The sequence below is a fragment of the Nocardia thraciensis genome (genome assembly GCF_054782435.1).
This window is the reverse complement of the sequence record NZ_BAAGSM010000010.1, coordinates 256,059-278,933: the sequence shown is the minus strand read 5'-3', so window position 1 is coordinate 278,933 and position 22,875 is coordinate 256,059. Positions and strand designations below refer to the sequence as shown.

General features: G+C 69.4%; 21 protein-coding genes and 1 pseudogene. 10 read left to right on the top strand and 12 right to left on the bottom strand.

Going from position 1 to position 22,875, the window contains the following annotated elements; all coding sequences use genetic code 11:
- Window positions 1-47: 47 nt before the first annotated feature.
- From ACYVLQ_RS04415 to ACYVLQ_RS04400, 4 genes are all read left to right on the top strand, one after another.
- Window positions 48-254, top strand: coding sequence for a heavy-metal-associated domain-containing protein (locus ACYVLQ_RS04415; RefSeq protein ID WP_460696061.1), 207 nt, complete (start codon window positions 48-50; stop codon window positions 252-254).
- Window positions 254-1,141, top strand: a complete 888-nt coding sequence (locus tag ACYVLQ_RS04410; protein ID WP_460696060.1) for a hypothetical protein — start codon at window positions 254-256, stop codon at window positions 1,139-1,141. The genes ACYVLQ_RS04415 and ACYVLQ_RS04410 overlap by 1 nt, the downstream gene beginning before the upstream one ends.
- On the top strand, window positions 1,138-3,381 hold the full coding sequence (locus tag ACYVLQ_RS04405; protein WP_460696059.1) for a heavy metal translocating P-type ATPase: 2,244 nt from the start codon (window positions 1,138-1,140) through the stop codon (window positions 3,379-3,381). Before ACYVLQ_RS04410 ends, ACYVLQ_RS04405 begins: the two co-directional genes overlap by 4 nt.
- A 135-nt stretch (window positions 3,382-3,516) precedes the next feature.
- A complete protein-coding gene (locus ACYVLQ_RS04400; protein ID WP_460696058.1) occupies window positions 3,517-4,104 on the top strand; it encodes an LpqN/LpqT family lipoprotein in 588 nt (195 codons plus the stop codon).
- Between the two features lie 18 nt (window positions 4,105-4,122).
- On the opposite strand, the gene rsmA is transcribed toward ACYVLQ_RS04400, so the two are convergent.
- Complete coding sequence (rsmA, locus tag ACYVLQ_RS04395) at window positions 4,123-5,004, bottom strand: 16S rRNA (adenine(1518)-N(6)/adenine(1519)-N(6))-dimethyltransferase RsmA (RefSeq protein ID WP_460696057.1); 882 nt, start codon at window positions 5,002-5,004, stop codon at window positions 4,123-4,125.
- A 147-nt stretch (window positions 5,005-5,151) separates the two neighbouring features.
- Between rsmA and ACYVLQ_RS04390 the strand changes: the two genes are divergently transcribed.
- Entirely contained in the window at window positions 5,152-5,916 is a 765-nt protein-coding gene (locus ACYVLQ_RS04390; protein ID WP_460696056.1) for an SDR family NAD(P)-dependent oxidoreductase, read from the top strand.
- Window positions 5,917-5,919: 3 nt separating this feature from the next.
- On the opposite strand, the gene ACYVLQ_RS04385 is transcribed toward ACYVLQ_RS04390, so the two are convergent.
- On the bottom strand, window positions 5,920-7,047 hold the full coding sequence (locus ACYVLQ_RS04385) for a transglycosylase family protein (protein WP_460696186.1): 1,128 nt from the start codon (window positions 7,045-7,047) through the stop codon (window positions 5,920-5,922).
- Window positions 7,048-7,269: 222 nt separating this feature from the next.
- Entirely contained in the window at window positions 7,270-8,100 is an 831-nt protein-coding gene (locus tag ACYVLQ_RS04380) for a TatD family hydrolase (RefSeq protein ID WP_460696055.1), read from the bottom strand.
- A 109-nt stretch (window positions 8,101-8,209) separates the two neighbouring features.
- On the opposite strand from ACYVLQ_RS04380, the pseudogene metG reads away from it, so the two are divergent.
- Together metG and ACYVLQ_RS04370 are read left to right on the top strand one after the other, a co-directional pair.
- Window positions 8,210-9,778: pseudogene (metG, locus tag ACYVLQ_RS04375) on the top strand (methionine--tRNA ligase); the annotation flags it as partial.
- A gap of 7 nt (window positions 9,779-9,785) precedes the next feature.
- On the top strand, window positions 9,786-10,190 hold the full coding sequence (locus ACYVLQ_RS04370) for a PPOX class F420-dependent oxidoreductase (protein ID WP_460696054.1): 405 nt from the start codon (window positions 9,786-9,788) through the stop codon (window positions 10,188-10,190).
- An 85-nt stretch (window positions 10,191-10,275) separates the two neighbouring features.
- Here ACYVLQ_RS04370 and rsmI read toward each other — a convergent pair whose 3' ends face one another.
- The gene (gene rsmI, locus ACYVLQ_RS04365; protein WP_460696053.1) at window positions 10,276-11,142 is read right to left on the bottom strand and encodes a 16S rRNA (cytidine(1402)-2'-O)-methyltransferase; all 867 of its coding nucleotides are present in this window, start codon (window positions 11,140-11,142) and stop codon (window positions 10,276-10,278) included.
- Between the two features lie 214 nt (window positions 11,143-11,356).
- Here rsmI and ACYVLQ_RS04360 point away from each other — a divergent pair, with 214 nt between their 5' ends.
- The gene (locus ACYVLQ_RS04360; protein ID WP_460696052.1) at window positions 11,357-12,940 is read left to right on the top strand and encodes a dolichyl-phosphate-mannose--protein mannosyltransferase; all 1,584 of its coding nucleotides are present in this window, start codon (window positions 11,357-11,359) and stop codon (window positions 12,938-12,940) included.
- Window positions 12,941-12,952: 12 nt separating this feature from the next.
- On the opposite strand, the gene ACYVLQ_RS04355 is transcribed toward ACYVLQ_RS04360, so the two are convergent.
- Both ACYVLQ_RS04355 and ACYVLQ_RS04350 read right to left on the bottom strand, forming a co-directional pair.
- The gene (locus ACYVLQ_RS04355; RefSeq protein ID WP_280266529.1) at window positions 12,953-13,312 is read right to left on the bottom strand and encodes a GntR family transcriptional regulator; all 360 of its coding nucleotides are present in this window, start codon (window positions 13,310-13,312) and stop codon (window positions 12,953-12,955) included.
- Window positions 13,313-13,318: 6 nt separating this feature from the next.
- Window positions 13,319-14,548 carry an arginine deiminase gene (locus ACYVLQ_RS04350; RefSeq protein ID WP_460696051.1) on the bottom strand — a complete coding sequence of 410 codons (1,230 nt, stop codon included), beginning with the start codon at window positions 14,546-14,548 and terminating at the stop codon, window positions 13,319-13,321.
- Window positions 14,549-14,688: 140 nt separating this feature from the next.
- Between ACYVLQ_RS04350 and soxR the strand changes: the two genes are divergently transcribed.
- The gene (soxR, locus tag ACYVLQ_RS04345) at window positions 14,689-15,222 is read left to right on the top strand and encodes a redox-sensitive transcriptional activator SoxR (RefSeq protein ID WP_460696050.1); all 534 of its coding nucleotides are present in this window, start codon (window positions 14,689-14,691) and stop codon (window positions 15,220-15,222) included.
- Between the two features lie 6 nt (window positions 15,223-15,228).
- Here the strand turns inward: soxR and ACYVLQ_RS04340 are convergent, their stop codons facing one another.
- The 6 genes from ACYVLQ_RS04340 to ACYVLQ_RS04315 form a co-directional block, all read right to left on the bottom strand.
- The gene (locus ACYVLQ_RS04340) at window positions 15,229-16,080 is read right to left on the bottom strand and encodes an SDR family oxidoreductase (RefSeq protein WP_460696049.1); all 852 of its coding nucleotides are present in this window, start codon (window positions 16,078-16,080) and stop codon (window positions 15,229-15,231) included.
- A gap of 123 nt (window positions 16,081-16,203) precedes the next feature.
- Window positions 16,204-17,328, bottom strand: coding sequence for a glycosyltransferase (locus ACYVLQ_RS04335; protein ID WP_460696048.1), 1,125 nt, complete (start codon window positions 17,326-17,328; stop codon window positions 16,204-16,206).
- Window positions 17,329-17,396: 68 nt separating this feature from the next.
- Window positions 17,397-18,374: a GAF domain-containing protein gene (locus tag ACYVLQ_RS04330; RefSeq protein WP_460696047.1), complete on the bottom strand. Its 978-nt coding sequence runs from the start codon at window positions 18,372-18,374 to the stop codon at window positions 17,397-17,399.
- 58 nt (window positions 18,375-18,432) lie between these two features.
- Window positions 18,433-20,274, bottom strand: coding sequence for a putative bifunctional diguanylate cyclase/phosphodiesterase (locus tag ACYVLQ_RS04325; protein ID WP_460696046.1), 1,842 nt, complete (start codon window positions 20,272-20,274; stop codon window positions 18,433-18,435).
- 707 nt (window positions 20,275-20,981) lie between these two features.
- Complete coding sequence (locus ACYVLQ_RS04320; RefSeq protein ID WP_460696045.1) at window positions 20,982-21,416, bottom strand: effector binding domain-containing protein; 435 nt, start codon at window positions 21,414-21,416, stop codon at window positions 20,982-20,984.
- A complete protein-coding gene (locus tag ACYVLQ_RS04315) occupies window positions 21,413-21,859 on the bottom strand; it encodes a GyrI-like domain-containing protein (protein WP_460696044.1) in 447 nt (148 codons plus the stop codon). The genes ACYVLQ_RS04320 and ACYVLQ_RS04315 overlap by 4 nt, the downstream gene beginning before the upstream one ends.
- A gap of 290 nt (window positions 21,860-22,149) precedes the next feature.
- Here ACYVLQ_RS04315 and ACYVLQ_RS04310 point away from each other — a divergent pair, with 290 nt between their 5' ends.
- Window positions 22,150-22,857: a uracil-DNA glycosylase gene (locus ACYVLQ_RS04310; RefSeq protein ID WP_460696043.1), complete on the top strand. Its 708-nt coding sequence runs from the start codon at window positions 22,150-22,152 to the stop codon at window positions 22,855-22,857.
- Window positions 22,858-22,875 lie beyond the last annotated feature (18 nt).

Below are 22,875 nucleotides of genomic sequence, written 5' to 3'. Positions count from 1 at the left end.
GGGGCGATACCCCCACACCGTATAAGATGACATCGAAGGAGTCGATCATGGCGACCAGCACCTACACCGTCACCGGCATGACCTGCGGCCACTGCGTCGGATCGGTGCAGAAGGAGATCGGCAAGATCGACGGAGTCACCAGCGTCGACGTGGACCTCGCGAGCGGGCGGGTGCAGGTGGAGTCCACCGCGCCGGTCGCGGACGCCGACGTCGTCGCCGCCGTCGACGAGGCGGGATATCAGGTGGCGAGCTGATGAACGACAGGCTGAGGTTCGCCGCCTTCGGCGGCGGCCTAGTCGTGCTGTTCGGGGCCGCGCTCGGCATCGGAGCCCTGGTGGGCGATCCGGCCGGGCGCGCCCCCGGGCAGGGCGACACGCACTCCGCCCCGACCGCCGAAACCGGGCTGGACTCGGCCCGCGACGGCTACGCCCTCTCCGAGATCTCGGCTCCGGCCGAGCCGAATCAGCCCGGCGCCCTGCGGTTCCGGATCACGCGGCCGGACGGCACGGCGGTCACCGCCTTCAACCCGCAGCACGACAAGGACCTGCACCTGATCGTGGTGCGGTCCGATGCGAGCCGATACCGGCACGTGCATCCGGTCATGGCGGCCGACGGCACCTGGTCCATCGATTGGACGTGGGTCGAGCCCGGGACCTACCGGGTCTTCGCCGACTTCGTCCCCGCCGGAGGACCGGACCTCACCCTGAGCCGCACGGTGCAGGTGCCGGGCCCGGCGGTCGACAAGCCGCTGCCACCCGTGTCACGCACCGCGGAGGTGGACGGCTACCGGGTCACCCGCACCGGCGACCTGACCACCGCGGGCGGCGAGCTGAGATTCACCGTGACCCGCGACGGCAATCCGGTCACCGATCTGCGGCCCTACCTGGGCGCCTACGGGCACCTCGTGGCGCTGCGCACGAGCGACCTCGCCTACCTGCACGTCCACCCGCAGGGCGAGGTCGGCAAGACCCCTGCCGGACCCGACGTGGCATTCCACGCCCAAGCGCCCACCGCGGGCACGTACCGTCTATATCTGGACTTCCAGCACGGCGGTGCGGTGCACACCGCGGAATTCACCGAAGCGACACCCACATCCGCCCCCGCCTCGGGCGCCGGACATCACGAAGGAGGGCACTCATGAGCATCCCTGCCACCGCGCAGTCGATCGAGCTGGATATCGGCGGCATGACGTGCGCCTCCTGCGCGGCGCGAATCGAGAAGAAGCTCAACAGGATCGATGGCGTCAGCGCCACCGTCAACTACGCCACCGAGAAGGCGAAGGTCACCTTCCCGGAGTCGGTCACGTCGGCACAGCTGATCGACACGGTGGTCGATACCGGCTACAGCGCGCAGGTGCACGAGACCGCGCCGGCGGCCGCCGATAACGCTGCCCCGGAACAGGATTCGGCACCCGACCCGATCGCGCGGCTGCGGCACCGGCTGCTGGTCAGCCTGGCCCTGGCGATCCCGGTGGTCGCCATGGGCATGGTTCCGGCGCTGCAATTCGACAACTGGCAGTGGCTCTCGCTGACCCTCACGGCGCCCATCGTGGTGTGGGGTGGGGCGAGCTTCCACCGCGCCGCATGGGTCAACGCCAAGCACGGCGCCGCGACCATGGACACCCTGATCTCGCTGGGCAGCCTGTCGGCCTTCGCCTGGTCGGTGTACGCGCTGTTCCTCGGCGACGCCGGAATGCCCGGTATGAAACATGCCTTCAGCCTTGCGATTTCGCGAACCGACTCCGCGTCCGCGCTGTATTTCGAGGTCACGGCGGTGGTGATCGTCGCCATCCTGGCCGGGCGGTACTTCGAGACGCGCTCCAAGGACAAGGCCGGTTCGGCGCTGCGGGCGCTGCTCGAGCTCGGCGCCAAGGATGTGGCGGTGCTGCGCGACGGCGTCGAAACCCGTATTCCGGTAGGCGAATTGCGGGTCGGCACGGAATTCCTGGTGCGACCCGGCGAGAAGGTCGCCACCGACGGTGTTGTGGTGAGCGGCAATTCGGCGCTCGATATGAGCATGCTGACCGGCGAGCCCGTACCCGTGGAGGTGGGGCCCGGTGATCAGGTCGTCGGCGCCACTGTGAACGCGGGCGGGATGCTGACCGTGCGCGCCACCCGCGTCGGCTCCGACACCCAGTTGGCGCAGATGGCCGAACTGGTGGAGGACGCGCAGAGCGGCAAGGCGCCGGTGCAGCGGCTCGCCGATCAGGTGTCGGGGATCTTCGTCCCGATCGTCATCGCGATCTCCGTCGCGGCACTGGGCTTCTGGCTCGGGAGCGGCGCCGCGGTGTCGACCGCGTTCGGCGCGGCGGTGGCGGTGCTGATCATCGCCTGCCCGTGCGCCCTGGGCCTGGCCACGCCGACCGCACTGCTGGTGGGCACCGGCCGCGGGGCCCAGCTGGGCATCCTGATCAAGGGCCCGCAGGTGCTGGAGTCGACCCGGTGCATCGATACCGTCGTGCTGGACAAGACCGGCACGGTGACCACCGGGAAAATGTCTCTGGCCGAGGTGATTCCGGCGCCGGGCGTCGACGCCGACGAGCTGCTGGGCGTCGCCGCGGCGGTGGAGCACGGCTCGGAGCATCCCGTCGCCAAGGCGGTGGTGGGCGGCGCCAAGGAGCACGGGCTCTCGATCGATCCGGTCGAGCAGTTCGTCAGCCACGGCGGTAAGGGTGTGCAGGGCATGGTCGCCGAGCGCGCGGTCGTGATCGGACGCACCGAACTGCTCGAGGACTGGTCGGTCGCGCTGCCCGAACCGCTGGCCGCGGCCAAGGCGGGGGCCGAGCAGGCCGGGCACACCGCAATCCTGGTGGCCTGGGACGGCATCGCCCGCGGCGTGCTGGTGATCGCGGACGCGATCAAACCCACCAGCGCCGAGGCGATCTCGGACCTGCGGGCACTGGGCCTCACCCCGGTCCTGCTGACCGGCGACAACGCGGCGGCCGCCCGCACCGTCGCCGACCAGGTCGGCATCGACGAGGTGATCGCGCAGGTGCTGCCCAGCGACAAGCTGGACGTGGTCAAGCGGCTCCAGGACGAGGGCAAGGTGGTCGCCATGGTCGGCGACGGCGTCAACGACGCGGCCGCGCTGGCCCAGGCCGACCTCGGCCTGGCGATGGGCACCGGCACCGACGTGGCGATCGAGGCCAGCGACATCACCCTGGTGCGCGGCGATCTGCGCACCGTCGCCGCGGCCATCCGCCTGTCGCGGGCTACCCTGCGCACCATCAAGGGGAACCTGTTCTGGGCGTTCGGTTACAACGTGGCGGCCATTCCGCTGGCCGCCGCCGGGTTGCTGAATCCGATGCTCGCCGGGGCCGCCATGGCACTGTCCAGCGTCTTCGTGGTCAGCAACAGCCTGCGCCTGCGCTCGTTCCGCTGAGGGCACCGAATCGGACCGTCCGGCCGCTCCGGCCGGGCGGTCCGTCGGTATCCGCCGACAGGGCGACGCCGCGGTGCGCACCGCATGGCAGACTCACCTGCGATCGCCGTTCGCCAACGCGCCGAGAGGACTCTCGTGACATCCCCTACCGGACCCGACGAGCCACCCACCGTCGCTGAATACCTCGCCGCCGCGGGCGTGGAGCCCACGCCGATAACGCCGGATACCGCTTGGGCGCCGGTGGTCTCGGTCGCGGTTCCGGACGGGTGGCGGCAGATGCCGCCGGAGAACTTCGCGGGGACCTACGGCGTATGGGCCCAGGAGCCGGTGGACGGTTGGGCCGACAACGTGGTGGTGCTGATGGTGCGGCTGTCCGAGCCGTTGGATCCGGCCGCCCTGCTGGCATGCGGATTCGCCGATGCGCGCCGACTGCCGCAGTGGCGGGAGCTGGACACCCACACCGGGAAGTTCGACGGCCACCCCTCGGCCGCCATCACCGGGACCTATTCCGTCACCCCGCTGACCCTGTGGGCCTACAACCGCTACGCCATCGTCGACAGCGGCAGCGACCAGTACCTGATCCAACTGACGATCACCACCCGCGCCGACCACGACGGTTCGGACGCGGCCGCGATCGTCGCCGGGTTGTCCATCACCGCCCGGTCCCAGGCGACCCCACCGGCGGTCTCCCTGCCCGGCAACGGCACCACCAGCCCACCCTGACCGACCGCGGCGTGCGGGTTATGGCTGCCGGGCGAGGCGGACGAAGGCCGCGGTGTCGAGGGTTTCGCCGCGGGCCGCGGGGTCGATTCCGGCGGCGGTCAGGCGCTGCTCGGCCGCGGCCGGGGAGCCTGCCCAGGTGGCGAGGGCGGCTCGTAAGGTCTTGCGGCGCTGGGCGAACGCGGCGTCGATGACCTGGAAGACCTGGCGGCGGAAGCCGGCGGTCTGGGGCCACGGGGATTCGGGGTAGCGGTCGATCCGGACCAATCCGCTCTCCACCTGGGGTACCGGCCAGAATACTTGGCGCCCAACGGATCCCGCGCGACACACCGTTCCGAAGAAGCCGGCCTTCACGCTCGGCACGCCGTAGACGCGAGAGCCGGGGGCGGCCGACAGCCGATCCGCCACCTCGGCCTGCACCATCACCAGAGCCGTTGCGATGCTGGGCAATTCGGCTAGCAGGTGCAGGAGTACGGGGACGGCGACGTTGTAGGGCAGGTTCGCCACCAGGGCTGTCGGCGCGACCGGCAACTCGCCCGGGGTGACCCGCAGCGCGTCGGCCCGCACCACCGCGAGCCGCGCGGAAAGCCCCGGCGCGCGATCGGCGACCGTGCCCGGAAGCCGGTGCGCGAGAACCGGATCGATCTCCACCGCGACCACGCGGTCCACCACGTCCAGCAGCGCGAGCGTCAACGAGCCGAGCCCCGGCCCGACCTCGAGCACCGCGTCCTCACGACCGACCCCGGCCGCCCCGACGATCCGCCGCACCGTATTCGCGTCGTGCACGAAGTTCTGCCCGAGCTGTTTGGTCGGCCGCACCCCGAACCGCTCCGCCAGCACCCGCACCTCGGCGGGACCGAGCAGCTCGGCCTGACCACGGGCGACGAAAGCGGGTTCGGACACGCCGCACAACCTACCAAGCGATCGAAATGACGATCATGCGCGTGGTGGGTGGACGGGGCGTGGAAGACACCGTCGTGTCGTACGCCGCATTTGACGAAAAATAGTACTCGTTCTAGTTTTCTCATCACAGGTCGAAAGGACACACGCATGCAGCGCAGATACGACGGACGACGGGTGCTGGTCACCGGGGCCGGATCCGGTATCGGCCGGGGCATCGCCCTGCGCCTGCTGGGCGAGGGCGCCACGCTGGTGGCCGCCGATATCGCCGAGGAGGGCCTGAAGGAGACCGTCGAGGCGGCCGCCGACCACCGCGACCGGCTGCAGACCGTGCGTGTCGACGTGTCGAACCCGGATTCGGTCCGCGCGGCGGTCGCCGACGGCGTCGAATTCCTGGGCGGTCTCGACGTGCTCGTGAACGCGGCGGGCATCATGCGGACCGCGCACACCCACGAGATGCCGTTCGAATCCTGGAATCAGGTCATCGGGGTGAACCTGACCGGCACCTTCCTGATGGTCCAGGCCGCCTTACCGTCCCTGCTACAGGGCGAGCACCCGGTTATCGTGAACTTCTCCTCCACCTCGGCATTCGGTGCGCACCCGTACATGGCCGCCTATTCGGCATCCAAGGGCGGTGTCAACGCCATGACGCACGCGATCGCGCTGGAATACGCCAAGCAGGGACTGCGCGCGGTCAATATCGTCCCCGGCGGCATCACCACCGGCATCACCTCCAACCTGGAGGTCCCCGAGGACACCGACTGGAGCCTGATGGCCCGCCTCACCGGCTGGCTGAACAACGGCGCCCTCGGCCACCCCGAGGACGTGGCCGGCGCGGTCGCCATGGTCGCCTGCCAGGAGGGCCGCTACATCACGGGAAGCGAAATCCGCGTAGACGGCGGCGCTTTGATGTAGCCGTTAACTGATGCCGAGGCGGCTCGTGCAGGCCGGCCAGGCGCCCCAACCCTGGCGGGCACGGGTCACCTCGGCGATCGCGATCTGTTCTTCGCGGGTGGCGAGGTCGGCGCGCGGCGCGTACTTCGTACCGCCCTGGCGCGCCCAGGTGCTTTCGTCGAACTGGATGCCGCCGTAGTAGCCGTTGCCGGTGTTGACCGCCCAGTTGCCGCCGGATTCGCACTTGGCCAGCGCATCCCAGACCGCACCGTCGCGCACCGGCGGCACCTCGGTGCCCGGCTTGGCGCCCTTGCGCACCGTCTTCGGCTGCGCGGGGACGATGACGGAATTCTTGATCGGGTCCTTGCTCGCCTCGGCGCCGTTGACGATCGACACCGCGAACGTGACGTCCTGCACCCCGGGCTTGCCCGGATTCTCGACGACGGTGCGGCTCATATTCATCGACGGGTCCTCGATGACGTTCTCCTCCGGATCCAGCGCGACCCGCTCGACCCGGTTCTCCACCCGCTTGCGGGTGACGGTGATCTTCATGCCCTCGACGAGCTTGGTGTCGGCGGTGGGCACCACCTCGTCCTGGTCGATCAGCGGAACCCCCTGCTGCTGCAGCAGTTCGCCCACCGTCGGCGCGGCCAACCGCACATAGCCCGGCGCGCCGCCGTTGTCGGCGAGCAGCACCGTGCGCGGACTGGTCACCGCCAGCGCGGCGCCGTCGATCGGCAGCGGGGTCGGGCGCGCGGGCGAGACGAACACGTCGGAGGGGATGTTCAACTGTGCGAGCGCCTCGGCGACGGTGCTCCCGGTCGTCCACACCTGTTGCGACCGACCGTCGAAGGTGAGCGCGATCTGCCGGGCCCGGTTCAGGGTGACGATGCCGCCGTCGAGGACGTCGTCATCGGCCGACGGCGAGACCGCGTCCCGATTGCCGACGCTGAATCCGGCGGCCTTGAGCACGCCGCGCACATCGCCGGACATGGTGGTGAAGCTGGACTTCTGGCCGTCGATCACGACGGTGACCGTCTTCTTGTTCACGATCGCCAGGGCCGCGCCCACGATCAGCGTGACCAGCATCGCCGCGATCGCCGCGTACAGCATCGGCGACCGCGACGTGTTGATCCGCTGCAGGGCGGGGATCCCAAAGTCCGGCATTGTCACAATAAGATAACGAAGGGGTCAGGGCGTGACAACCGCATGCCGTGGAACAGGGGATTTCCACATCACAGTGCAGTATCGACACCGCAGGTAGATAACGACCCGGGTCATGATAGTGAAGTGCGCCACAGCTCGCACCTCGATCGAATGCCTCGCCGATGCTCGCGGTTAGCTGGTGCGGCAACGGATTTCGCTCGTCGCGGGTTACAGCCATCCATAGACGCGGGCGGCGTTGGCGGTCGTGATCTTCGCGAGTTCGACCGGGTCCTGAGCGCGCAGCTCGGCCAGGGCGCGGACGGTATAGGGCAGGCAATACGGCTCGTTGGGGGCGCCGCGGAACGGGTGCGGGGTCAGGAACGGCGCATCGGTCTCGACCAGAATCTGCTGGTCGGGCACCATTTTCGCGGCCTCGCGCAGCTCGTGCGCATTCTTGAAGCTCACCGTGCCGGAGAAGCTGAGCACATACCCCTCCGCGACGCAGGCCACGGCCATATTCGCGTCGGAGGAGAAGCAGTGGAAGATCACGGTGTCGGGGGCGCCCTCGTCCAGCAGCACCGCCAGCACGTCGTGATCGGCCTCGCGGTTGTGGATCATCAGCGGTTTGCCGAGACGTTTCGCGAGCTCGATATGCCAGCGGAAGCCCTCGACCTGGTCCTCGATATCCGCGCAGCCGTCGAGCTTGCCGGGCCAGTAGTAGTCCAGGCCGGTCTCGCCGACGGCGACCACGCGCGGGTCCCCCGCCAGCTTCTCGATCTCGGTGCGCGCCGCGTCGTCCAGGGCGTTCGCCCGGGTCGGATGCAGCGCGACGGCGGCGTATACCCGTGGGTCCCAGTGCGCGGCCCGGACCGCGAACCGCGCGGCGGCCAGATCGTCGGCCACCGTCACCACTCGCCCGACCCCGACCGCGGCGGCCCGGTCCACCAGGGCCGTAACCGATTCCGCGTCGGTGGCGCCACAGGCGTCCATATGGGTGTGCGCGTCCACCAGCGGGGACAGCGGCTCGGGCGGTTCGGGTGCGGGTCGCTTGCTAGGCATGGTCACCGGGGATTTCGGTATGAGCGGCCAGGGCCCGGCGGCGCGTAACCACGCAGAGCCCAGAGCTCGTGCCGACGGTTGATACAGAGCGAGCGGTTATAGGCACGCCGATTACAGTAGACACACCATGAGCGAACAGGGACGCCCCGCCTTCTACATCACCACGGCCATCGCCTACCCGAACGGCGCGCCGCACATCGGCCATGCCTACGAGTACATCTCGACCGACTCCCTCGCGCGCTTCAAGCGCCTCGACGGTTACGACGTGTTCTTCATGACCGGCACCGACGAGCACGGGCAGAAGGTGCAGCAGGCCGCGCGCGCCGAGGGCATCCCCGTAGAGGAGTACGCGTCGCGCAACTCCGACGTGTTCGAGCAGCTCGACAAGGCCCTCGACATCTCCTACGACCGGTTCATCCGGACCACCGACGAGGACCACGTCGCCTCCAGCATCGCGATCTGGGAGCGGATGCGGGCCAACGGCGATATCTACCTCGACACGTACTCGGGGTGGTACTCGGTGCGCGACGAGGCGTTCTATACCGAGGAGGAGACCACCGTCGGCGCCGACGGCGTCCGGGTCGCCACCGAGACGAACACGCCGGTCGAGTGGACCGAGGAGTCGAACTACTTCTTCCGGCTGTCGAAGTACCAGGATCGGTTGCTGCAGTGGTACGAGCAGCATCCCGAGTTCATCCTGCCCGCTACGCGCCGCAACGAGATCGTGAGCTACGTGAAAGCCGGGCTGCGGGACCTGTCCATCTCGCGCACCACCTTCGACTGGGGCGTGCCCGTGCCCGGCCACCCCGACCATGTGATGTACGTGTGGGTGGACGCCCTCACCAACTACATCACCGGCGTCGGCTTCCCGAATACGGAATCGGCCGCGTTCCAGCAGTTCTGGCCCGCCGACGTGCACATCATCGGCAAGGACATCACCCGCTTCCACACCGTGTACTGGCCCGCGTTCCTGCTGTCGGCCGGGATCGAATTGCCGAAACGCGTGTTCGTGCACGGGTTTCTGTACAACAAGGGCGAGAAGATGTCGAAGTCGGTCGGCAATGTGGTCGACCCGATGGCGCTGGTGGAGACCTACGGCCTGGACGCGGTGCGGTTCTTCCTGCTGCGCGAGATCTCCTACGGGCAGGACGGTTCCTACAGCCACGAGGCGATCGTGGGCCGGATCAACACCGACCTCGCCAACGAGTACGGCAACCTGGTGCAGCGCAGCCTGAAGATGGTTGCCCGCGACTTCGGTTCCGCCGTACCGACTCCCGGCGAGTTCACCGCCGAGGACCGTGCGCTGCTCGACCGCGCGAACGGGCTGCTGGAGCGGTGCCGCGCCGAATTCGACCAGCAGCAGATGCATGTGGCGCTGGAGGCGATCTGGCTGACCCTGGGCGATACGAACAAGTACTTCTCCGCGCAGCAGCCCTGGGCACTGGCCAAAGCCGGTGACGCCGCCCGCGAGGGCACGGTGCTGTATGTGACGCTGGAGGTGCTGCGCATCGTCTCGATCCTGGTGCAGCCGGTGATCCCCGGCTCCGCGGGCCGCATCCTCGACCAGCTCGCTCAAACCGGCCGCACCTTCGCCGACATTCCCACCCCGATCGAGGCGGGCCTCCCCCTCCCCGCCCCCGAACCGGTCTTCCCGAAGTACGTGGAACCCAAGGCCTGACGGACCCATGGCTTTCAGAAAGGATCCGCGACGGGATCAATTCTTCGCGCTGCGTACCTTCCGCGCGGATGGTTCGGCGGTGTCGACGCCGGTCTGGCTCGCCGAATCGGACGGGCGGTGGTACGGCTACACGCCCCGGCGTTCGTGGAAGGTCCGCCGTATCCAGCGCAACCCTCGCGTCGAGATCGCTCCTGCCACCTTCGACGGCGTACCTCATGGTCACTGGCGGTCCGGCACGGGACGCGTGCTGCCGGATTCCGAACTTCGTGTCGCGAAACGGGCCCTCACCGCGAAGTACGGAAACAAGTTCCGCGTCTTCGTGATCACCACCCTGCTCGGCAGTCCCCGCAAGCACGGCGGCCGTGCGGTAGGGCTGGAGATCTCCCTCGATCCGCCCCCGGTCGAGACCTGAACCGTCGCTCAGGCCGCGATCACCCACCGGTACCGGCCGAATCGTTCGAAGGATTGCTGCCCTTGCGCTGCAGGGGATTTCGGGGTCAGGAGTTGGTGCGGGCGATGAGGACGGCGTCGTAGAGTTCGCGGCGGGAGGCGCCCACGGCCGAGGCCACCTGGGCGCAGGCGTCCTTGAGGCGGACGCCGTCGGCGACCAGGGCCTCCACCTCGTCGACGAGATCAGCGGGGTCGGCCGAAACCGGTTGGGCGCCTTCGAGAACGACGGTGACCTCGCCGCGGGCGCCGTCGACGGCCCAGGCGGCCAGGTCGGCGAGGGGCCCGCGCACGACCTCCTCGTAGGTCTTGGTCAGTTCGCGGCATACGGCCGCGCGGCGGGAGGGACCCAGCACCTCGACAGCGTCGGAGAGGCAGTCGGCCAAGCGGTGCGGAGCCTCGAAGAAGACGACGGCGCGCGGTTCGGTGCGCAGGCTTCGCAGCCATTGCTTGCGCTGACCCGACTTGCGGGGCGCGAACCCGTCGAAGCAGAACCGCTCCATCGGCAGCCCGGACAGCGCCAGCGCGGTCGTCACAGCCGACGGCCCCGGCAGGCAGGTCACCGGCAGGCCCCGCTCCACGCACGCGGCCACCATGCGATAGCCGGGATCGCTCACCGACGGCATCCCGGCATCGGTCACCAGCAGCACCACCCGCCCGGCCTCGATCTCCTCCAGCAGCTGCGGAATCCGCGCCGTTTCGACGTGGTCGTAGAAGCTCACGACCCGCCCCGAGATCTCCACCTCGAGCGCCTTCGCCAGCGCGCGCGTGCGCCGAGTGTCCTCGGCCGCAACCACATCCGCCGTCCCCAGCATCTCCCGCAACCGCCGCGAGGCGTCCCCGACGTCCCCCAGGGGAGTCGCCGCCAGCACCAAGCGCCCGGCCCGCTCACCCACGACCACAGCTTGCTCGCCCATCACACTCCTGTCCACCGTCCGTGACCGCTGCCACCACACAACACGACCGGCGTTCACCGGGGTCGAGCGGGTGCTGCGCCAGACCGCCGCGAGCTCGGTCCTCGCGGTGCCTGATCATAGGAAAGCGGCTGCAGCATCGACCGTGACGTGGGGATCGGGTCCGCGGCCTCACCGCCGCGTGGCACCGAAGGGCCCACCACATACGATCGACCGCGTGACCCAGCTGACCGACGTACGACCGGCGATCGGCGCGGGCCCGGCCTTGTCGAGTCCGGCGCCGCTGCGCCCCACCCCCGACTTCGGCCCCACCGACTGGGCACGGGGATGGCTGGTCACACTGGTTCTCACCGCGATCGGCGCGATCACCCGGTTCCTGAACCTGAATTATCCGACCGACGCCGGAACCCCGGTCTTCGACGAGAAGCACTACGCGCCCCAGGCCTGGCAGATGGTCACCGGCGGCGGAGTCGAGGACAATCCGGCCTACGGGCTGGTCGTGCACCCGCCGGTCGGCAAGCAGATGATCGCGCTGGGTGAGCTGCTGTTCGGCTACACCAGCTGGGGCTGGCGGTTCACGGCGGCGCTGTTCGGCTCCCTGTTGATCCTGCTGGTCATCCGGATCACCCGTCGGCTGACCCGCTCCACCATGCTCGGCGCCCTGGCCGGAATCCTGCTGATCGCCGACGGGGTGACCTTCGTGTCCTCGCGCATCGGCATGCTCGACATCTTCCAGGCGCTGTTCGTGACCGCCGCTTTCGGCTGCCTGATCGTCGACCGGGACGTGGTACGGGAGCGGCTCGCCCGCGCCGACGCCGCGGGCCGCATCGCGCTGAGCCGCTACGGTCCGCGACCAGGCGTGCGCTGGTGGCGCTTCGGCGCGGGACTGCTGCTCGGCCTGTCCTGCGGAACCAAGTGGTCCGGGCTGTATTTCATCGCCGCATTCGGGCTGATGTCGGTCTGTTTCGACGTCGCCGCGCGCCGCGCCTACGGTGTGCCGCGCCCCTGGGTGGGCACCGCGGTGCGCGATATCGGCCCCGCGCTCTACGCCCTCCTCGCCCTCCCCCTGCTGGTCTACCTGGCCACCTACTGGGGCTGGTTCGCCAGCGAGGACGGCTACGACCGCTACTCGGTCGGCAATGCGATCGGCGCGGGCGGCACCTGGTCCTGGCTGCCCGACGCGCTGCGTTCGCTCTGGCACTACCAGGGCGAGTCGCTGAAATTCCATGCGAGCCTGACCAATTCGGCAGGCAACCACCACCCGTGGGAATCCAAGCCGTGGTCGTGGCCGATGGGCCTGCGGCCGATGCTGTACTACTACGCCGACAGCGGCGTCACCGGCTGCGGCCAGTCGGTGTGCGTGAAGGCGGTCATGCTGATCGGCACGCCCGCGCTGTGGTGGGTGTCGCTGCCGGTGCTGGGCTGGGGGATCTGGCGCACCGCGACCCGCCGCGACTGGCGCTACGCCGCCGTCCTGGTCGGCTACGGCGCCGCCCTGCTGCCGTGGTTCGTGACCCTGGACCGGCAGATGTATTTCTTCTACGCGGTGCCGATGGCGCCGTTCCTGGTCATGGCCGTGGCGCTGGTGCTGGGCGATATCCTCGGCCCCGCGCCGTTCACCCGCGGCACCGGTCAGCGGTTTCTGCTGTGGAGCGAGCGGCAACGGCTGAACCTGCTGCTGGTGTGCCTGTACGTCGGCCTGGTGGTCGCCAATTTCATCTGGCTGTGGCCGATCATGACCGCGCTGCCGATCACCGTCGGCAACTGGCACAACCACCTCTGGCTCCCCAGCTGGAAGTAGTACGCCTCTCGATTATTCGCTCAGCGCGGCGCGGACGTAGTGGATCGCCGATTCGTCGTCGAGTCCCAGTCGACGGATGACCGCGACGTATTCGGTGGCCGCCCGCCCGGCCAGGTCCCGCGTCGGATCGCCGGAGGAGGCGATGAACGAGCCGAGCCGCCCGCGGGTTTCGAGCACGCCGTCCTGTTCCAGTTCGCGGTAGGCGCGCGCGACGGTATTGGGCGCCAGCCCTAGGTGCGCCGCGAGCGCCCGCACGGTGGGGATCTTGGTCCCGGCCGTCAGCTCACCGGAACGCACGCGAGCGATGATGCCCTGCCGCAGCTGCTCGTACGGGGGGACCGTGGAATGGTGGTCGACCGGGATATCCAGCATCGGGCCTCACACTTCGTCCCGCGACAGCGGGCAGGACAGGCAGCGCGGACCGCCCCGGCCGGACCCGAGTTCCGATCCGGGGATGGTCAGCACCTCGATACCCGCGTCCGCCAGCCGCGCGTTGGTGTTCTCGTTGCGCTCGTAGGCGACGACCACCCCCGGGGCCAGCGCCAGGGTGTTGTTCCCGTCGTCCCACTGCTCCCGTTCGGCGGTGACGCCGTCCAGGCCGGTATCGATGACGCGCAGCTTGTCGATGCCCATCGCGTCGGCCGCCGCCGGGAGGAACGGCTCCGGCCCGCGCATGTGCACCGTGCCGTCGTCGCGCTTGCCGATGGTGAAGGCGCACAGCGAATCCTGCACCGCCGGGTACATCACGACCGCGTCCGTGTCGACCATCGTGCACACGGTGTCCAGGTGCATGGTCGCGCGGTTCTGCGCTATCGGCACCACCAGCACGGTGTGCGCGAGATTGTCCTCGAACAGGCTGCGCGCCAACGCTTCCGCACCGGCGGGTGTGGTGCGCTCGCCGACCCCGATCGCCGCCACGCCGGGCGCCAGCAGCAGCACATCGCCGCCCTCCATCGGCGCGGTATGCGATTCGTAGGCCCGCCGCACCCCGAGAAACCGCGGGTGGAAGGCGTAGATGAGGTCGGTGAGCGAGGTTTCGCGCGCCCGCGCGGGCAGTGCCAGCGAGGTGATCGCCACCTTGGGCCCCACCCAGAACGAGGAGTCGCGGGTGAACAGCAGGTTCGGCAGCGGGTCGATGACGAAATCGGTGCCGTGGTGCATGCGCCGCACCAGCGAGGTGCCGGGATCGAACGGCAGCTCGTCGAAGGTCATGCCCGCCATCAGGATCGCGGCGAGTTCCTCGGCGCGGGAGATGCCGAACAGATAGGACTTCAGCTCCTCGGCGAGCGCGTAGCCGATGCGGCGCGCGTCCACCGCAGCGGTGATGCCCATGCTGCGACCCGGACCGCTCCGGACCAGCGTCTCGGTCAGGAGATCTCGCAGCAGCAGCACCTCGACGCCGCGGCGGGTCAACACCTCGGCGAAGGTGTCGTGCTCCTGCTGCGCCCGCTCCACCCAGGGGATGGCGTCGAACAGCAGCTGATCGTTGTTGCGCGGGGTGAGGCGGCGCAACTCGTCGCCGGGCCGGTGCAGTAGCACCGTGCGTAGCGTGCCGACCTCACTTGTCACGGAAAACGGTCGCGCCGTCGGCACAGCCTCTGTTTCCATAACCCGACCGTAGTCATCCGCCGCCGCATTGGCACGGAATTCGCTGGCCGTGCCTGGGAGGGCGGGGGAATGATGGAGCGCGGGCACGCGTTGTCTCGGAAAGTCCCCGACCATCGACTTACCTAAAGTATTGTTTAGGTATGCAGCACACGACCTGGAACACGAAGGAACTCACCCCGGGACAACTGTCCGAGCGCAGCGGGGTCGCCGTGTCGGCGCTGCACTTCTACGAGCGCGAGGGTCTGATCAGCAGTCGTCGCACCAGCGGCAACCAGCGCCGATATTCGCGGGAGACGCTACGACGGGTGGCGTTCATCCGGATCTCGCAGCGCGTCGGCATACCGCTCAGCGAGATCCGCAAGGCCCTGGGCACCCTCCCCGAGGGCCGCACCCCCAACCGCAAGGACTGGGAGCGTCTGTCCACCATCTGGCAGGTGGATCTCGATCAGCGCATCGAACAGCTGACCCGCCTGCGCGACAGTCTCACCGGCTGCATCGGCTGCGGCTGCCTATCCCTGGCGAGCTGCCGCATCGTCAACTTCCACGACAAACTCGGCGACGAGGGCCCCGGCGCCCGCGTCTTGGACGTCAACCTCAACTGCGAGGCGAGTCCGGACGCCCCGGGCTGCGAAAAACCCACGGAGCCAGCGGAAGTCGGCGCGGCGGAATGCTGAGCGCCCTCAGTTCCGCAGAAAACTGTCGAACAGGTCATTGGCCCGCCGCATCACGATCTCGTAGGGCAGTGCGAACTTGCGCGCCCACCAGTACCCGAAGCGGACGTCGAAGGAGGTATAGACCATGAAGCGCCCCTTCTCGATACCGCGCAGGATCTGACCCGCCACCTGCTCGGGCGGGGCGGCGTGCCGCTGGAATCGCTTGACGTAGCGCTGGACTCGCGGATCCTCCCGGTCCACCCCGGCGATCTCGACGGTCTGCACCAGGTGGGTGTCGACCGCGCCGGGGACCACCAGGTGCACGGTGATCCCGTGCCGCGCCAGGTCGAACCGCAGCACCTCCGACAGGCCCCGCAGCCCGAACTTGCTGGCGCTGTAGGCCGCGTGCCACGGGAACGCCAGTAGCCCGGCGGCCGAGGACACGTTCACCAGGGCGCCGCCGCGTCCGGACCGCACCATCGGCGGCAGGAAGCTCTCGATCACGTGGATCGGGCCCATGAGATTGACGTCCACCATGGACCGCCAGTGCCGGTGCTCGAGGTTCTCCACCGTGCCCCAGGCCGACACCCCGGCGACGTTCATCACCACGTCGAGGCTGCCGTGTGCCGCGTGCACCTCCTCGGCGAACGCGGTGACCGCGTCGTAATCGCTGATGTCGAGGGCCCGCGACATCAGCACCTTCCCGCCCTCGCCGCCGATGAGTTCCACGGTCTCGGCCAGCCCGTCGGCGTCGAGATCGGTCAGCACCAGTTCGGCGCCGGACCGGGCGGCGGCCAGCGCGGTCGCCCGCCCGATGCCACTGGCCGCGCCGGTGACGAGGGTCTTCTTGCCGCTCACGGACTTCAAGCGATCGCGCACGCCGTTCCTCGAATGCTCTGGGGGCGGCGCCGTGCCGACCTCTGTTCCCCTGGACCCGGCGCCTGATGTTTTCAGTGCTGCCGAGAGCATACGGGCTGGGGCGGGTCGGGGGTCGGTTAGCGCTCACGACCCCCCGAGTACCTCGAGCATCCCCGCTACCGCGGCGGGCCAGGTGAACTGCTCCGCTCGGGTGCGGGCGGCGCGGCGGCGGTGGGTCGGGGGGAGGGCGAGGACGTCGGTGACGGCGTGGGCGAAGGCGGAGGGGTGGTCGGCGGCGACGGCGCCGCATTCGGCGGTGACGATGTCGGCAAGGGCCGAGGAGCGGCTGGCCACCACGGGTGTGCCCGCGGCCAGCGCCTCGAGCGCCGCCAGGCCGAAGGTCTCGTGCGGGCCGGGGGCCAGGGAGACGTCGGCGCTGGCCAGCAGCGTCGCCAGCCGGTCGCGGTCGTCGATGAATCCGGTGAAGTGCACGGCCGGGCGGCCGTCGGGCAGCGGCGCCAGGCTTCGCGCCCGGCGCCGCAGCGAGTCGCGGCGCGGTCCGTCACCGGCCACCACCAGCCGTGCGTCGACACCGTCGCGGCGCAGGGCGTCGACGGCCTCGATGCTGCGGTCGACCCGCTTCTCCACCGACAGCCGCCCGCAGTGCACCAACAGGTGTCGCGCGCCGAACCGCTGCCGCAGCGCGCGATCGCGGCGGCGGGGGGTGAATGTCTCCAGGTCCACGCCCAGCGGCACCAGCGCCACATTCGGCGCGGCGATCCGCGCGAACTCCGCCCGCGCGAATTCCGTTGTGCAGACCACGATGTCGTAGTCGGCGGCGGTGCGCCGGTTGGCCGCGTCGGCCGCCCGCCGCGCCAGCGGGCCGGGCAGCACCTGCCCGATCAGCCGGTCCAGCCGCTCGTGCGAGATCATCACCCCGGCGATGTCGCGGCGGCGGGCCCAGCGCCCGAATCCTCTCAGCGTCAACCGATCCGACACCTCGAGCACATCCGGCCGCAGCGCGACCAGCACGTCGGCCACCCGCCGGGGGTCGGCGGCACGGTATCCGCCGGTCCACGGAATCGCCAAGGCGGGCACGGCGATTCGCTGCACGCCCGAATCCAGGGTGTCCTCGGCCCAATGCGATCCCGGCACGACGAGCACCACCTCGTGCCCGGCCGCCGCATACCCCGCGCCGAGGTGATGCAGGGCGGTGCGCAGCCCGCCGGAGCGCGGGCCGTAGAAGTTCGCCAGCTGGACGATGCGCACATCGCCGATATTCCCCAGACACCGCGCCCGGACGGCCAACGGGGCGTGAACGGTGGTCGAAGGGTCGGCTAATCGGCCGACGCGGGAGCGACGCGAATCAGGCCGTGCGAGGTCCTGTCGTCCAGTCGCGACAGCTCCGCCCGCACCGCGATCCAGTCGGCGCCGGGGAACCGCACCCGGTAGACCAGTTCGCGCAGCCGCTCCCCCGACAGCACCTCCCGGCACGCCGCCCGGTAGCCCGCCACGTCGTCGGGATGCAGCTCCGGCCGCTCGGTCAGCCAGCGCCGCAGCGGGGGCGGCGGCTCGTTGGTCCATTCGTAGACGAGCCCCATCACGAGCTCCACGAACCCGACGCCCACATCCGCCACTCGCGCGACCGCGCGGGTCATCGCCAGATCCGCGAAGGGTTGCGAACTGGCCTCGGCGACCTCGTAGACCATGGCCCGCGTCACATGCTTGTCGCCGCGGTGCACGCGCACCACCATGCGAATGACCCGCACCCGCCCGTCGTCGCCGCGAAAGTCCGCCTCCCCCTGCCAGTAACCCGTGGGATCGGTCCCCGCGACGATCGCCATGTACTCCATCCGACCGTCGAAGCGCACCATCGCGCCGAACACCTCCGGCGGCGTCCGCACCGCTCGCACGTCCTGCGGCGCCCTGCCGAAGACCAGCTCCTCCAACCCCGGACCGTGGTGCGCCAGTTCGGTTTCCGACATCCAGTCCCAGGCGGCCACGGCCGGTCGCGGCGGTGGCCGGTCACCCGACGCCCCGACCCACACCTGCGCGCCGTGCACGGAACCGAACGCGCACCGCACCGCGACGGCGATGCCGCACAGCCCGGCGGTGGCGATCCGGACCTCCCGATCCGAACCCTCGCGGACGCGGTCGACCAGCGCGGTCACCAGTTCGGCCGCCCTCGGACCGAACTCCCGCCGCGCCCGGGCCACGCTCGTCCACTCCCGGGCCCGGCCGCCGTCGGCGACGACCGTCGGCGCGGAAGGCTCCGAGGCCAGCGTCTCCACCAGGAGCCAGTCGTTGCCGGTCATGGCGGAAAGCATCGCAGAGCGTCCGCGGGCCTGGTGCACAGCCCCGGCGGGGACGAACTCAGGCCCGGTTGGCGCCCCGCGAGACCCTGGGCAGCTCGAGGTCGAGCGGAATTCGGCCCAGCGCCAGATGGGTCTCGACCTCCTCGCCCGGCATCGGCCGGGCGATCAGGAAGCCCTGCGCCCGGTAGCAGCCCAGGCCGACCAGCGTGCGGGCCGCCACGGCGGTCTCCACCCCCTCGCCGACGACCCCGAGCCCGAACGAACCAGCAAGGCCGACAATGGATTTCACGATGGCAAGGTCGTCGGTGCTGACCCCGAGCCGCTGCACGAACCCGCGATCGATCTTGACCGCGTCCACCGGCAGCGCCTTCAGATGCGACAGCGAGCTGTACCCCGTCCCGAAATCGTCGATGGCGATCTGCACGCCCATCCGCTTGAGCCCGCGCAGCGTGACCTGGGTCCGCGCGAGATCCTGCACCACGACGTGCTCGGTGATCTCCAGGCACACCGAGCTGCCGTCGATCCCGAAGCGACGCAGCTCGTCCTCCACGCGCTCCACGAAGTCGAGGCTGACCAGCTGCACCGGCGACACGTTGATCCGGATCACCACATTCGAGGCCAGCCCGCGCCGGCGCCACTCGGCGAACTGCGCGCAGGCCGACCGGATCACCCAGCGGCCCAGCTCACCGGCCAGGTTCGTCGCCTCGGCCACCCCGACGAACGCGCCGGGCGGCAGCAGCCCGCGCGTCGGATGCTGCCAGCGCACCAGCGCCTCCAGCGCGACGATCCGGCCCGTGCGCAGATCGACCTCCGGCTGATAGTGCAGCAGCAGCGAACCGTCGGACACCGCACCGCGCAGGTTCAGCTCGACATCGTCCTGCAATTCGAATTGCGCGCGCATGGCGTCGGTGAAGACGGCAACCCCGTCACCACCGCCGGATTTCGCCGACAACAGTGCGTGATCGGCTCTCCGCAACACATCGGCGACCGTCGTCTCACCCGGAATCCCCAATGCCACACCGACACTCGCACCGCGGCTGACGGATTCCCCGCCGACCGACACTCGCCTGATGATCAATTGATGAATCCGGGTGGCTTCCAATTCCGCGGCCACCGCATCCATCGGCTTGGCGGGCACGATCACGAACTCGTCACCGCCGAGGCGGGCGATCATATCGTTCGGGTCGAGATGCTCCTGCAGCCGAATGGAAAGGGTCCGAATGAAATTGTCCCCCGCGGTATGACCGAGAAAATCGTTGAGCGCCTTCAAACGATCCAGATCGAGGAAGAACGCGGCCACCGGCCCGGGACTCCCCGGACGCAGCCGCTCCTCCATGTGCTCGAGCAGCGCCCGCCGATTCGCCAGTCCGGTGAGATCGTCGTGCAGGGCGATGTAGCGCAGGCGTTCCTCGGCGACCACGCGGGCCTGCAATTGCCCCAGCAGCGCCGCGATCGCCTTGAGCACGTTGATCTCCCGGGTGCTCCACTCCCGGTCGCTCAGCTTCATGAAGCCGAGCAGGCCGGTCGGCTCGCCGCGAGACATCAGCGGCACGGTCGCCGAGGTGACCCCCGAGATGCCCGACGATTTCCGGATCGTCTCCTGGTAGTCGGCGAATTCCGGTGTGGGGCGGACGATCATCGGCTCGGTCGCGTACTCCATCGCGCGGAAGACGGAGTCGGCCTGATCGAAGTAGACGACCGCGAGCGGATCCGGATCGGGAATGGACGGGCGCCGCGGCCATTCGGCCACCAGCACGGTAGCGCGCCGCTCCCGATCGGTATGGCGGACGAAACTGAAGTCGACGTCGAAGTACTCGACCAGCTTGGCCAGCACGCGTTCGGTCGCCGCCACCATCGTCGTGGCGTCGACACCCATCAACTCCGCGGCAACCTGCGTCACCAGTGAGTCGAGTGTTCGCCGAGGCACCTTGTCTCCGATCGTGCTATCCGCGGGCGTCCGCACCATGGGCCAGCAGCCATCCGTCGCCGACGGTCGCACCCGGCACGTGACTCGGACGAAGTACCGACGCCTTACTCCGACGTCCAGGCACCCCCAGCAGGTCGATGAATCCGCCCTGAAGTGACGCTAGTGTATAGCCGGATTCCGGTGAAATCGCGGCGAGTTCGCTGGGGTGCCGCAAGTAGTCGATCTCAATTTCCATACCGGCGCAGCGTCCTCGTTCTCCGCGCGTCGGACGCATTCGGCTCGGCACGCAACAGTGGGTCTCGCAACTTCGCAGCATTTGCCTCGTAGGTCCGAGTATCCCACCGAATCGGCAAATGCCGAAGACCCTCGCGCGCGTTCGCATCCCCGGCTGTCGTCGGGCGGACCGCGCTCGCTTGGACAGTCATACAGTTCCTACTCCGTTTGCTGCGCGGTGTCGCGCGACCATCCGACCCTCTCCCGCACCGGACGGACCGTGTCCGGTACCCGGGGTGTGGCCGCCTAGGCAGTATCCGTCATCCGACCAGAATTGACCAGACGTCCGGCAAATCTTCCGAAACCTGAGCGGAAGGTTCGAAATCTGCCCAGGTCAGAGGGAGGCGGTTGCCAACGGAGTAGAAACTAAAGACCGGTTGGTACCAGAGAAGCTATCGGATAGCTACCTAAACGAGGATGGAGATGAGCAGTTCCACCTCGGCGGATCCGCGCCAGATCTCGATCTCCTCGCGGTAGGCCCGGGTGATCTCGGCCGAGGCCGTCGCGTCGTCGACCTGCGCCCAGACGTCCTCCACCGGGTCGTGGTAGTCGCCGTTGGGCTCGAAGCGGGCATACACGCCCTTGGGAACCCGGATCAGCACATCGCCGACCGGCACCGCGTCCACGGCCGGATAGTCGTAGCTGACCAGCACGTTGTAGTTGCCGGACGGATCGGGCACGTACACCGTGTACAGCGGGTGGTCGGCGCCGTCGCGGTCGCGCAGCCGATCGCGCAGGAACTCGATCAGCTCGCTGTTGCTCACCTTGAAACTCGGGCGCACCCGCGGCACCACCAGGCCGCCGTAGACCCCCGCCTCACGCACGACGATCGAATAACTCATGCCTGCACCTCGACCGACAGGTACAGGTCGATCTTGTAGGCGTGCGGGTAGCACTCGAAATCCCCCGTGTAGGTCCGTTTGATCTGCTTGTGTTCCTCGGCGTAGGCGATCTGGGTCCACAGATCGGTCATGATCTGGGGGAAGTTGCCGACCGAGGAGAATCGCGCGTAGGGACCGCGCGGTAGCCGCGCGACGATGTGACCGCGGGTGACCTCGTCGAACGACTTGCACTCGTAGCCGACGATCTGGGTGTTGAAGGTGTTCAGCTCGGGCGAGTAGTCGGTGTAGGCCGATGCCAGCGGGCCGCCCAGGTCCTGGTGCAGGACCGTCGCCCAGGCCGCCTCCAGATCGTGGTCACGCAGCTCTCCGAGCGGGCGTTTGGGGCTCCGCACCGGGAGCCCGGCGACCCACGTCTCGTCCCGCTCGACGATCTCAAACTGCATGGAAGAAACTCTCTCGAGGTGATCGCGTGGGCTGCGCGCGACGCGGTGGGTGCCGCGCGGGCCGTCCGGCCAGGAACGCCATGCTATCAACCCGCCCCGTGAGAGATCGGCGACACGACTCGGCCGCCCGGCAGGCCCCGGCCCGGCACCGTGTCGCGGCGCTCCGGTCGTGGTCGGGCGGGGTTAGCGGGGCGAGTCGCGAGCGCCTTGGGCCTCCGTGAACTCGGCTTTCCGGGGTTCCGGCTCGCCCGGCTGGTGGGCGCGCGGGCGGACGTGATTGGCTGCGAACGATGTACCGGAATCTGGCCGAGATGGATGCGGCGCTCGCCGACTGTCGCGCCTGCCCGCGCCTGGTGGCCTGGCGCGAGCGGGTGGCGCGCGAGAAACGCGCGTCCTACCGCGACGAGGAGTACTGGGGCCGTCCCGTGACGGGGTACGGACCGGCCGACGCCCGGCTGCTGGTCGTCGGGCTGGCGCCCGCGGCGCACGGCGGGAACCGGACCGGGCGGATGTTCACCGGGGACCGCAGCGGTGATGTGCTCTACGCCGCCATGTACGAGGTCGGCCTGGCCAACCAGCCCACCGCCACCCATCGCGGCGATGGATTCGAGCTGCTCGGGGCGCGGGTCACCGCCCCCGTCCACTGCGCGCCGCCGGACAACAAGCCCACCCCGGACGAGCGCGATCGGTGCCGCCACTGGCTGATCACCGAGCTGGGATTGCTCGCGCCCACCGTGCGCTCGATCGTGGCGCTCGGCGGGTGGGGCTGGCAGGCGCTCCTGCCCGCGCTGACCGAGGCGGGGTGGGAGGTGCCGCGCCCGCGCCCGAAATTCGGCCACGGCGTGCGGTATCCGATCGCCCCGGCCCGGGCCGACCGCGGCCCGCTGAACCTGTTCGGCTGCTACCACCCCAGCCAGCAGAACACCTTCACCGGCCGACTCACCCCGGCCATGCTCGAAGCAGTACTGTCCCAGGCGAAGTCGGCCACCCAGGCATAGCACCACACCGGCATCCAC